At 40.0% G+C, this 12,718-nt stretch carries 10 protein-coding genes; 2 read left to right on the top strand and 8 right to left on the bottom strand.

The features are described 5' to 3' along the window. Window positions 1-63: 63 nt before the first annotated feature. The 3 genes from HMPREF0013_RS19565 to prfB form a co-directional block, all read right to left on the bottom strand. A complete protein-coding gene (locus HMPREF0013_RS19565) occupies window positions 64-1,122 on the bottom strand; it encodes an alkene reductase (protein WP_005804439.1) in 1,059 nt (352 codons plus the stop codon). Window positions 1,123-1,150: 28 nt separating this feature from the next. Then, window positions 1,151-1,453, bottom strand: coding sequence for an ArsR/SmtB family transcription factor (locus HMPREF0013_RS19560; protein WP_002121891.1), 303 nt, complete (start codon window positions 1,451-1,453; stop codon window positions 1,151-1,153). Window positions 1,454-1,674: 221 nt separating this feature from the next. Further along, window positions 1,675-2,770, bottom strand: a protein-coding gene (prfB, locus tag HMPREF0013_RS19555; protein WP_099475557.1) for a peptide chain release factor 2 whose coding sequence is annotated in 2 segments (ribosomal slippage) — window positions 1,675-2,697 and window positions 2,699-2,770 — 1,095 coding nt in all. Because the reading frame shifts where the segments join, the coding sequence is not laid out codon by codon here. 392 nt (window positions 2,771-3,162) lie between these two features. Here prfB and HMPREF0013_RS19550 point away from each other — a divergent pair. Beyond that, the gene (locus HMPREF0013_RS19550) at window positions 3,163-3,930 is read left to right on the top strand and encodes a putative porin (protein WP_002121889.1); all 768 of its coding nucleotides are present in this window, start codon (window positions 3,163-3,165) and stop codon (window positions 3,928-3,930) included. A gap of 46 nt (window positions 3,931-3,976) precedes the next feature. Here HMPREF0013_RS19550 and recJ read toward each other — a convergent pair whose 3' ends face one another. The 5 genes from recJ to HMPREF0013_RS19525 all read right to left on the bottom strand — a co-directional run bounded on the left by recJ (window position 3,977) and on the right by HMPREF0013_RS19525 (window position 10,290). Then, the gene (gene recJ, locus HMPREF0013_RS19545; protein WP_005804436.1) at window positions 3,977-5,677 is read right to left on the bottom strand and encodes a single-stranded-DNA-specific exonuclease RecJ; all 1,701 of its coding nucleotides are present in this window, start codon (window positions 5,675-5,677) and stop codon (window positions 3,977-3,979) included. Then, window positions 5,678-6,334 carry a pyridoxamine 5'-phosphate oxidase gene (pdxH, locus tag HMPREF0013_RS19540; RefSeq protein WP_002121930.1) on the bottom strand — a complete coding sequence of 219 codons (657 nt, stop codon included), beginning with the start codon at window positions 6,332-6,334 and terminating at the stop codon, window positions 5,678-5,680. A 10-nt stretch (window positions 6,335-6,344) separates the two neighbouring features. Continuing rightward, window positions 6,345-7,682 (bottom strand): phosphoglucosamine mutase, encoded by a 1,338-nt coding sequence (gene glmM, locus HMPREF0013_RS19535; protein ID WP_002121981.1) that lies wholly within the window; start codon window positions 7,680-7,682, stop codon window positions 6,345-6,347. Window positions 7,683-7,831: 149 nt separating this feature from the next. Continuing rightward, a complete protein-coding gene (gene guaB / locus HMPREF0013_RS19530) occupies window positions 7,832-9,298 on the bottom strand; it encodes an IMP dehydrogenase (RefSeq protein WP_002121951.1) in 1,467 nt (488 codons plus the stop codon). Window positions 9,299-9,492: 194 nt separating this feature from the next. After that, window positions 9,493-10,290, bottom strand: coding sequence for an MBL fold metallo-hydrolase (locus HMPREF0013_RS19525; RefSeq protein WP_002121869.1), 798 nt, complete (start codon window positions 10,288-10,290; stop codon window positions 9,493-9,495). 227 nt (window positions 10,291-10,517) lie between these two features. Here HMPREF0013_RS19525 and HMPREF0013_RS19520 point away from each other — a divergent pair, with 227 nt between their 5' ends. Beyond that, window positions 10,518-12,689, top strand: a complete 2,172-nt coding sequence (locus HMPREF0013_RS19520; protein ID WP_005804435.1) for a TonB-dependent siderophore receptor — start codon at window positions 10,518-10,520, stop codon at window positions 12,687-12,689. The last annotated feature ends 29 nt before the right edge of the window (window positions 12,690-12,718 follow it).

The raw sequence follows: 12,718 nt of genomic DNA, 5'->3' as shown, positions 1-12,718 counted from the left end.
AAGAAAAGCGATTTACTGAATTCAGAAATGGACGAAGTCAGCAAAACATCATTTCAAAGAACCTTATGAAGCTTCTAGTGTTGGATAGTCTGTATAACCTTCAGCACCTTTCGCATATAAAGTCGTTGCTTGAAGTTCGTTTAGTGGCAAATCTTGCTCTAAACGCTGTAAAAGATCTGGGTTAGCAATATATGCCTTACCAAAAGATACAGCATCTGCCTGACCTTCACGCAAGATACGTTTTGCTGACTCTGGTGTTAGATTCTCATTGGCAATCCATACACCATTAAATTTTTCGCGAAGTGTAGGGCTAATACTATCAGCAGCTTCATATTCACGAGAGAAAATGAAAGCAACATTACGTTGATTAAGCTGTTCCACTACATAACCAAAAGTTGCTAATGGGTTTTCATCTCCCATATCGTGTGAATCACCACGCGGTGCAATATGAACACCTACTCGGCCTGCGCCCCACACTTCAATAAATGCATCAACGACTTCTAATAATAAACGTGCGCGATTTTCAACAGGACCACCGTATTCATCATCACGTTGGTTGGTATTACTTTGAAGGAACTGGTCAATTAAGTAACCGTTCGCTGCGTGTAATTCAACACCATCAAAACCTGCTGCTTTAGCCAGTTCTGCTGAATGTTTGTATTGAGCAATAACTTCTTGAATCTCTTCAATTGAAAGTGCACGCGGTGTTACATAGGGACGTTTAGGACGTAATAAACTCACTTCACCCGCAGGTTGAATTGCACTTGGTGCAACAGGAATATCACCATCTAAAAGTTCAGGATGCGAAATACGGCCTACATGCCAAAGTTGAGCTACAATTTTTGAACCTTGAGCATGAACTGCCTCAATAATTTTATTCCAAGCTTGTGCCTGCTCTTGTGACCATAATCCTGGGGTGTCTGCGTAACCCACAGTTTTTGAACCAATTACTGTTGCTTCGGTCAAAATTAGACCAGCATTTGCACGTTGTTGATAGTATTCAACCATTAAATCATTAGGCACTCGGCTTTCACCACTACGCGCACGCGTTAATGGAGCCATTACCAATCGATTTTTGATTTCAAAATCACCAACCGTTAAAGGAGTATTGAGTTCAGCCATAATCGCCTCGACTTACACTTTTAATAATTTAAAGTGTTTGTTTTAAATGTTCGATATATTGCTGAATCAAAGCTTCGTTACGTGAAAAATAAGACCATTGACCATATTTTTGGACCTGAATAAGCCCCGCCTGTTGTAACACAGACAAATGATTGGACATTGTAGACTGAGCTACTTTACCCAAACGTTCAATATGACCTGCACAAACACCCTTCTCAAAACTACCACCACATTCTTCCACCGGTAAATAATGTGCAGGTTCTTTTAACCATTGCAAAATTTGCCGACGTAGAGGGTTGGAAAGGGCTTTGCTAATTGCATCAATATCCATAGGCTCAACACGTCTTTTAAACGAACAAAGCTTTGTTCAGCATTTCGAAAACATAATATCGCATTTTTTCGATATTCATATCTATTTTTTTCGATATTCATATCGCATTTTTTCGATTAACATTCGAAGACTGAACTGCTTTGCCGTTTTAATCGCTAAAAATCCAAGAGTTCTACATATTCATAGATGAACTGTATTTAAACTAAAAGTTCAGCAGACTCTTATAAACCTTGTTTTAAACTCGCTTCGATAAAACGATCAAGGTCACCATCAAGAACAGCACCTGTATTAGAGTTTTCAACACCCGTACGTAAATCTTTAATACGAGAATCATCTAATACATATGAACGAATTTGGCTTCCCCAACCAATATCAGACTTCGAGTCTTCTAGAGCTTGAGCTGCTTCATTACGTTTTTGCATTTCCAATTCATATAAACGTGCACGTAACTGTTTCCATGCGTGGTCACGGTTAGCATGTTGCGAACGCTGGTTCTGACACGCCACCACAATACCTGTTGGAATGTGAGTCAAACGCACAGCAGAGTCGGTTTTGTTAATATGCTGACCACCTGCACCAGATGCACGGTACGTATCGGTACGAACATCAGAAGGGTTAATATCAATTTCAATATTGTCATCAACTTCTGGTGAAATAAATACCGCAGAGAATGAAGTGTGACGACGGTTGCCACTGTCAAATGGTGATTTACGAACTAAACGGTGTACACCTGACTCTGTGCGTAACCAACCGTAGGCATATTCACCTTCAACACGAATCGTTGCTGATTTAATACCTGCTACGTCACCGTCAGACACTTCCATAAGTTCTGCTTTAAAGCCATGACGTTCAATCCAGCGCATATACATACGTAAAAGCATAGACGCCCAATCTTGTGCTTCTGTACCACCTGAACCTGATTGAATCTCTACATAGCAAGGATTCGGGTCCATTGGGTTACTAAACATACGACGGAATTCAAGTTTAGCCAGTTCATCTTCGGCAGCCCCAAGCTCAGACTGAACATCTTCAAGCAGGCTTTCATCGTCGGCTTCTACAGCCAAATCTAACATCGCTTTTGCATCTTCAAGCTGTGTAGATAAGCCATCCAATACATTAATAACGTTTTCTAGTTCACCTTTTTCTTTCGCCATTGCCTGAGCACGGCTTTGATCATTCCAGATCGCAGGGTCTTCTAACTCACGTAAAACTTCTTCTAAACGTTCTTTTTTCAGATCGTAGTCAAAGATACCCCCGTAGTGTTTGGCTACGATCAGTTAAGTCTTTCAATTGGTTTAGATAAGGATTAATTTCCACGCGAGTGTTCCCATAAGAGCAGATAAACAGTCAATTATTTTAGCATAGCTGCGGTTATCTACGAACCCGCTTTGTATTTCTCATCATATTTCATCAATTTAATTTATAAATTTTCTTCAGTTCAATTTAAGATTAATTGGTAACATTCTCATACAAAATTGGGTACTTTTACAGCATTTTTTATGATCTACACAAAATATCCTCAATTTTAATAAAATAAAACATTATGTTTTTATACTTTAAAATCAATTTGTTAAATTAAATTGATTTACATAAATATCACACGGTTACAGTACGGTTACTTGCGCAAGATTGACGACTAAGCTTTTTCGTCTAGACTAAAAGTTGTAACAAAACATTTATAAAATCGCTTTTTAGAGGGGAGAGATTCCATGAAAAAACTAGCAATTGCATCAGCTCTTTTATCTGCACTCGCAGTGAGTGGCGCAGCAAACGCTTACCAAGCTGAAGTTGGTGGTTCTTACAATTATCTTGATCCAGACAACGGTAGCAGCGTAAGTAAATTCGGTGTTGACGGGACTTATTACTTTAATCCTGTTCAAACTCGTAACGCTCCACTTGCTGAAGCAGCTTTCTTAAGCCGTGCAAGTAACGTTAACGCCCTTATCAACTATGGCGATAACAGCGGTACAAAAGATACTCAGTATGGCGTAGGTGTTGAATATTACGTTCCTAACTCAGATTTCTACCTTAGCGGTGATGTAGGTCGAAATGAGCGTGAAATTGATAACACTAATTACGACCAAAAAGTAACTACTTATGCAGCCGAAGTAGGTTATTTACCAGCTCCAGGTTTATTACTTGCTCTAGGTGTTAAAGGCTACGACGAAAAAGACGGTAAAGACGGAGCTGATCCAACAGTTCGTGCTAAATACGTAACTCAAGTAGGCCAACATGACGTAAACCTTGAAGCGTTCGGTGCGTTTGGTGACCTAGACGAATATAAAGTTCGTGGTGACTACTACATCGACAAAACTTTAAGTGTTGGTGCTGATTACTACAACAACGACTTAACTGATAAAGATGAATTTGGTATTAATGCTAAAAAATTCTTAAATCAGCAAGTAAGTGTTGAAGGCCGTGTTGGATTTGGTGATAACGACAACACTTATGGTGTTCGTGCAGCATACCGCTTCTAATCAATCCTAAAGTCATAAAAAAATCCGCTCAATTGAGCGGATTTTTTTATTGGTTTAAATGTATGATGCGTAATTGTAAATTCACATTGCCATTAAATGCATTACGATCTATTTCATAGACCAAATGTACATAATCCCGCATTGGGTCAAATTCAAAACGGCCTGCTGCATTAAAAGCAATTGCATCAAAACTGTATTGGTCGAGTGCTAATTTAAGCTTCAAATGCGTTTCTTTAAGCCAGCGATAATCAACAACTTTAAAATGCCCCTCAAACTGAGGAAAAGAGAATTTTTGTCCCCAAGGCCCCAACTGTTCTATCCAATCTAATGTATTTAGTTGCAAAGCCGAAGCAGGGAGTTCTCCATCCGTCCATAGCGTTGCTTGAAACAAAGATTCTTCCATTGCTGCAATGCAATTGGTAAATGCTGTTTTAAAAGCTTCGAAGTTTTCTTTACGTATGGTTAAACCTGCTGCTGCTGCATGCCCACCAAAATGGCTCACCAATTCTGGATGTTGTTCAGCAACCTGTTCAATCGTATCTCGAATATGCACCCCATCAATTGAACGTGCAGACCCTTTTATATGAATACCATCTTCATCAGGTGCAAACACAATAGTGGGACGATGAAACTGCTCTTTTAAACGCCCTGCAACAATCCCAATCACACCTTGATGCCAGTTTTCTTCGAAGAGTATAAGAGCTTGAGGAACGTCTTCCTTTGAGAGCTGCAAGCTATCTAAAGCAGACAAGGCTTGTTGCTTCATCTCCCCTTCGATTTGACGGCGCTCTATATTTAATTGATTTAACTGTCTCGCGATTGGATAGGCAGATTCCATAGTGTCAGCTAATAAACATTCAATGCCTATACGCATGCTCTCCATGCGTCCAGCAGCGTTAATACGCGGACCTAAAACAAAACCTAAATCTTGTGCACGCAAAGATGAAGCCTCACGGCCAGCAATATCTAGCAACGCCAATATTCCGACTCGGCATTGATGTTGTTGAATACGTTTTACGCCTGCATCGACCAAAATACGATTGTTATAATCTAACACAGCAACATCCGCATACGTTCCCAAAGCAACCAAGTCTAGATATTGAGTGACTTTACTTGTACTTTTGTTTTGCTTGTTACGTAAACTTGCTAAATTGGCCAGTACATAAAATGCAACTCCAACACCTGCAAGCGCCTTACTTGGGAACTCACAACCTAACTGATTTGGATTTACAACTGCTTCTGCAAGCGGTGTTTCTTTAGTGGTTAAATGGTGATCTGTAATAACCACTTGCATGCCCAGTGCATGTGCCGCATCAACACCAGCATGGCTGGAAATCCCATTATCGACAGTAATTAATAAATCGGGTTGATAAGTTTGATGTGCAAGCTCTGCAATTGCGGGGGTAAGCCCATAACCGTATTTAAATCGGTCTGGAACCAAATAGTCGACTTGTGCCCCCATATCGCGAAGCACCAATACCATTAAAGCTGTACTGGTTGCACCATCGGCATCATAATCACCGACAATAACAATTTTTTTCTGCTCATCAATAGCTTGATCTATTAATGCCACAGCAGTTTCTAATCCCTTGAGCTGTGGAGCTAATAAATTCTTAAGCTTTAACTCTAATTCCTGTTCAGATTGTACCCCACGCCTTGCCAAAATTTCGGCAATAAACGGAGGCACGCCCTGAAACTGTTCAGGGCGTGTTAATAAAGGTCTTTGTTTGATTTGTATTTTTGTCATTTAAGGCATCAGTCGGTGCAGCGTCCATTGACCGTCGATTTTTTCATAACTCAAGCGGTCATGTAAACGATTTGGTCTTCCCTGCCAGAATTCATAATAATCTGGTTGCAGACGATAGCCTCCCCAGAACTCTGGCTTATCAAGTACTTCACGACTTGTAACTTGCTGTTGTAAGTCTTGAAAACGTTGCTGCAACAGCTCTCGGCTTTCAATCTTACCACTTTGCGGAGTACTGATATGCGCTGCAATCTGGCTATCACGTGGTCGTTTACGATAGTAATCTGTAGACTCTTGCTCAGCAATTTTGACTACACGACCACCAACTCGCACCTGACGCTCTAGACTTGGCCAGTAAAATAATAATTCGGCATATGGATTTTCTGCCAAATCGATACCTTTTTGACTGTCGTAATTAGTATAAAAATCATACCCAGCTTCTGTAGCCCCACGTAACAAAACTGTTCGAACATGAGGTCTGCCATTCGCGCTTGCTGTCGCTAATGACATTGCATAGGGTTCATGCAAATTGGCTGCTAGAGCATGGTTAAACCAACCAAGAAACTGCTGATGAGGATTAGATTCAACTTGCCCCTCATGCAATTCTCCTTGCTCGTAGCTTAAGCGTAATTCACTTAAATCTTTAATGACATCACTCATGTCATGCACCTTATGCGACTTGTGCTTGTGAACGAACTGAATCTGCTAAATGCTGAGCTAAAGCATTCACTTCTTGCTCATCATCACCTTCGACCATAACACGAATTACAGGCTCTGTTCCTGACTTACGAATTAAGATTCGTCCATGTCCTTTGAGCTGTGCTTCTGCTTTATCAAACTCGGCAACCAATGTAGGAATAGAATACGGATCAAGCATTTGTTCTAAACGTACATTCACAAGAATTTGCGGGAATAATTTAAAGTCTTGAACCAACTCATGAAGAGCTTTATTTTGCTCGACCATCACGGTTAAAACTTGAAGTGCTGCAATAATCGCATCACCTGTCGTACTCTTGTCTAAAGTTAGAATATGACCAGATGGTTCCCCACCAGTAACCCAACCATTTTCTTCTAAAGCTTGTAATACATATCGGTCGCCAACCTTAGCACGAACAAAACCAACATTCGCTTTTTCAAGTGCAATTTCGAGTGCCATGTTACTCATGACAGTACCAACAACGCCTGCTGGTTTTTTCTGAGCCTGAGTCGCCAAGATATATAAAATATGATCGCCATCAATCAAGTTACCAAACTTATCGACCATCACGACACGGTCAGCATCACCATCAAAGGCAATCCCTAAATCTGCTTCGTGCTCAACTACAGCTTTTTGTAGGTTCTCAGGATGTGTTGAACCACAACCTTCATTAATATTTAAACCATCCGGCTCATTATATAAAGCAACAACTTTTGCACCTAACTCACGGAAAACCGAAGGACCAACGCTATACGCTGCACCATGAGCACAATCCACCACAATTGTTAAATTACTTAAATCAAAATGGTAAGGAAAAGTAGATTTACAGAATTCAATGTAACGACCATTTGCATCTTTTACACGAACACTTTTACCTAAGTTTGCTGTGTCATCAATATATAAATCTTTTTCTAATTCGAGGTTAATTTCTTCTTGTAGCGCATCTGGTAGTTTTTTACCTTCGCTTGAGAAAAATTTAATACCATTATCAAAATATGGGTTATGTGATGCAGAAATCACGATACCTGCATGCGCATGTAAAGCACGAGTAAGGTGCGCAATTGCTGGGGTTGGTAATGGGCCAAGCAAATGAACATATACGCCAGCAGCGTTTAACCCCGCCTGCAAAGCAGACTCTAAAATATAACCAGATAAACGAGTGTCTTTTCCTAATACAACAAGTGGCTTATTTTTTGGACTCGTTCGTTTTAATACCTTCCCTGCAGCAAAACCGAGTTTTAAAGCAAACTCTGGAGTAATAGGCATTTGCCCAAATTTTCCACGAATACCATCCGTTCCAAAATAACTCATAGCTTATCTCATTTTTACGCCACTTCAGCCGTGGCTTACTGCATATATGGCAATTCCGCCATATCTCTTTTCGTCAGATTCACTTTACACCAAAAACAAAAAGCCGTCAGTGTAATGACGGCTTTCTTCATTGTTTTGGTTACTAAAATCTAACCAACACGATAGTTCGGAGCTTCTTTAGTAATCGTTACATCATGAACATGTGACTCAGACATGCCTGCTGAAGTAATTTTCACAAATTTCGCATTTTGGCGAAGATCTTCAATCACAGCTGAACCTGTATAACCCATCGAAGAACGTAAACCACCCATCATTTGATGAACGATGTTACCCATTGGGCCTTTATAAGGAACACGGCCTTCGATTCCTTCTGGTACTAACTTCTCAGCACCTGCTTTTGAATCTTGGAAATAACGGTCAGCAGAACCAGTTGCTCCCGCCATTGCACCTAATGAACCCATACCACGATATGCTTTGTAGTAACGACCTTGGAAAAACTCAACTTCGCCCGGCGCTTCTTCAGTACCTGCAAGTAATGAACCAACCATGATCGTACTTGCACCCGCACCGATCGCTTTTGCCATATCACCAGAGAAGCGGATACCACCATCTGCAATTAAAGGAATTTGATCTTTTAGTGCGCTAGCAACGCTGTCAATCGCAGAAATTTGTGGCATACCAATACCTGCCACAATACGTGTTGTACAGATAGAACCAGGGCCAATACCTACTTTTACAGCATCTGCACCTGCATCTAATAATGCTAATGCAGCATCACCAGTTGCAATGTTGCCACCAATCACTTGTACTTGAGGGAAGTTTTGTTTCACCCAACGTACACGTTCAATTACACCAGCAGAGTGACCATGTGCTGTATCAACAACAATTACGTCAACACCGGCTTCAACCAATGCTTCCACACGACTTGGTGTATCAGCACCTGTACCTACCGCAGCACCCACACGTAAACGACCAAGATCATCTTTACAACTGTTTGGATAGCTCTCAGCTTTGCGGAAGTCCGTTACTGTAATTAAGCCTTTAAGTTCGTTGCTCTCACCAACGACCAAGACTTTTTCAATACGGTGTTTTTGCAATAATGCTTGAATATTTTCTTTAGACTCGCCTTCACGTACAGTTACTAAACGATCTTGGCCTGTCATGATGTTGCTAACAGGTTGTTCTAAATTGGTTTCAAAACGCGTATCACGGCCTGTCACAATACCAACAACCTTGCCGTCTTTAACAACAGGTACACCGCTAATGTTATTAGCGCTGGTAATTGCAATCAGTTCACGTACTGTAGTTTCAGGCGTTACAGTGATTGGATCTTTCACCATACCCGCTTCGAATTTTTTCACACGGCGTACTTCTGCAGCTTGAGCAGCAATATCCATGTTTTTGTGCAAAATCCCGATACCACCATTTTGTGACATAGCAATCGCCATACGTGACTCAGTCACTGTATCCATTGCAGCTGAAACTAATGGAATATTTAAATGAATGCCGCGAGTTAAACGTGTCTTTAAAGAGACATCTTTTGGGAGAACAGTAGAGTAGGCAGGAAGTAATAAGACATCATCGAAGGTTAGCGCTTCTTGAACGATGGTCAGCATAACAATCTCACTGGTAAATTCCGTGAGCTATTATAAACAAATTTCAATGCAATTTTCATATTATCTTTGCCTTTTTCAGCAATAGATATAGAGCTTCTCCAAATAATTCCCACTTATTATAGTTTTAACGTTATTTTTTAATCGAGGTTTTTGCAACCCAGAATTTTATCTGGGTTGATCATTAGACATAATATTTAGGTAGGACAACTAAAAATTTGCTCATTCATTAAATCTACGCCGCATGGCAAGGTCTCAATCCAGTCTAAAAACTGATTGACCATTTCTTTACCCATAAATGGACTACCATGCTGAGGCACAATCATTTCAATATCCATCTGGCGCACCATGTTTACCCACAAACGGATAACTTTATTGGAACACATATAGCGTTGGTGAAAAGCCTTCATTTTCATGACGTGCGTATCGAAATCTTTTAAAGGCTGATTAGCATCTTCAACAATCGAGGCACCCATATCGCCAGAAAACAGAATCTTAGCAACTGGATCATAAAACTGAAAATTACCCACCGAATGTAAGAAGTGAGCGGGAACTACCACAAGCTTTGATTCACCTAATTGAATCACTTGACCACGATCTGGCAGCTCAATAAGACGGTCTTCCCAATTCCCTTTCATTCGCTCACTCATAAATGAGGAATTTAGGTGTGGTAAAAAACGTGCCCATAATTTTGATGCAACGACTTTAGCATCGGTATAAACCAGCCAGCGTGGCATTGAAGTAATAATGTCCGGATCTTGATGCGAGGCCATCACATAGTCCAGATTTTTCAAACGTGTATATTTATTTAATTCCATCGTTAATGGAACGTAGGTCAAATCGCCACCCGGATCAATTACAGCAGCACGTTCATGGTCAATAATTAAAAATTGATTGGCTTGGATGCCTTCCCCTTTAACCAAGCTGGTAAAACTAATACATTTATGTACGCCATTATCAAATAATATCTGCGATGTTGTTTTTTCAAACCCCATACAATTCCCCAAAAAAACTTTAAATATTAGATATTTTTATATCCATACTAAAATAAAGGGATTCAGTAACTCTTGCAATAAACTACTTTATTTTTCTAATAATATTTTAAAATTGATTTTGCTTTTCTTATTTTATAAATGAATCATAATGTTATTTAAAATTAACCCACAATAAATTAAAATAATTCTCATTATCAAATTTACTTTTTGTGCTGCTTAGGCCTCCCATGAATCAACCCTTCCGTTTTTCAACATCAAAAACATTGTTAGCAGTTGCTATTTTTACTTCGATGACAGCAAGTCACGCTGAAGAAATAACAGAACAACAAAATTCGACCAGTGTTCTCCCCACTATTTCTGTTCAAGCGCAAAAAGAAAGCTCTTCACCTTACGTCGCAACGAAAGCAAACTCTGCCTTAAAATCAGACGCACCTTTATTTAAAACTGCTCAGTCGGTTTCAGTGGTGACCCGTGAGCAACTTGACCAAAAACAAGCAAAGACACTTACAGATGCACTTGAAGGCGTTGCAGGTGTTGGAGCTGGGAAACTTGGTCGTCGTGGTTGGGATGATTTCATTATTCGAGGACAAACTTCTTCTGATTCAGTTTATGTAGATGGTTTAAGAATTGGTCAAAGCTCTCCAACTCCATCTGTAGCAGCTGAAATATCAGGCATGGATCAGGTACAAGTTTTAAAAGGGCCTGCATCTATTAATTTTGGTTTGGTTGCTCCAGGAGGTATGGTCAACTTAGTGACTAAACGCCCTCAAGCTGAAAGCTTTGCTCGGGCCACTATGACTTATGGCAGCTACAGCCTTAAAGAAGGTACGTTCGATCTAAACTATAGTCCTAATAATAGTGAAAAAGGTGCTTTCCGTTTAAATGGTCGTATCTCAGACCAAGATGACCCAACAGATTATGTATATTTTAAAAATTACTACATCTCTCCCTCTTATAACTTTGACTTAGGGGATAACACTGATCTCTCTGTCATCGCAAGCTATCAGCATCGCGAATACATCCGTCAACAAGGTTTACCTGTCATTGGTACATTAAAAGACAATCCCAACGGGGCTATAGACCGAAGTTTATATATTGGCGATCCTAACTTTGGTAAATATGAAGCAGATGTTTACCGCACAGGTTATACCTTTAAACACGCTTTTGATAATGGTTGGAACTTTAATCAGAACTTTGCCGTACAAAAAACTGAAATGGATGGTACTGCTGTCTTTGCTCGCACGGGCAACAACTTTTGGGCAAAAAACAAACAAGGTGAAATCGACTACACAACCATTAGCCGTAAAAATAATAGCCGCCACCAAATTATTGATAATTTAAGCTTTGCCATCGATAACCGTTTCAATAAACAGTTTGATTTATATGGCATGCAGCACGACCTTAATATTGGGGTAGATGCTTTTCAGGAAAAAAGTGATTACACCAACAACCGTTGTAATGTCGGGGATTTAAACATATATGCTCCTGTATATGGGCAAACTGTTACCTGTTCCAATCCTATCAGCAACCACGATATTAACCGCTTAAAATACACAGGATTATATATTCGTGACCGTATTCAGCTTAATGACCAATTACTTTTAAGCTTATCTGGTCGTCAAGACTGGGCGCAAACTCAAACTACAAGTCTGGTTAACAGCAACACGAGTAAACAGTCTGATGAAGCATTTACGGGCAGCGCCTCTGTCATGTATACCCTTAATGACATTGTGGCTCCTTATGTGAGCTATGCCACCTCGTTTACCCCAAATAGCGGTACTGATGTAAATAACAATCCGTTCAAACCTGAAGAAGGGAAACAGGTTGAAGTCGGAATGAAATTACAAAGCCCAGATCAACGAGTTCAAGGTGCTATCGCTTGGTATGACCTAAAACGTCAGAATGTTGTAGTTAATGATCCAATTAATACGAGTGAGAAAGTTCAGCGTGGCGAACAATTAACTCGTGGTATCGAGACTGAGCTAAGCGCAGAAATTTTAGAAGGTTTAAAATTAACGGCTGCCTATACCTACACAATTGATGCTGAAATTAGTAAAGATGCAAATGTGAGCAATGTAGGAAAAGCACTCGATAATATTCCTGAACATGCTTACAGTCTGTCGGCTCGTTATAAATTTGACCCTGCCTCAAAACTTGGTTGGTATATCGGCGGTGGATTCCGTGGTGAAACTTATAAAACTATGGATAAGCTAGATGTCCATATTCCAGGCTATACCGTATTTGATACAGAAGCTGGCTATGATGCAGGATATTGGGGTGCTCAACTAGCAATCCGTAATCTATTCGATAAAGATTACTATGCAGGTGCCTTAAATGAAAATTTGGTGACTTTAGGTAATCCACGTCAAATTAACTTTACTGTGAAATTTAACTATTAAAATTACCTATAAAAAAACGCACTCGATTC

The organism is Acinetobacter sp. SH024 (genome assembly GCF_000163635.1).
GTDB classification, from domain to species: Bacteria; Pseudomonadota; Gammaproteobacteria; order Pseudomonadales; family Moraxellaceae; genus Acinetobacter; species Acinetobacter pittii.
This window is presented reverse-complemented; position numbering and strand designations above follow the sequence as displayed.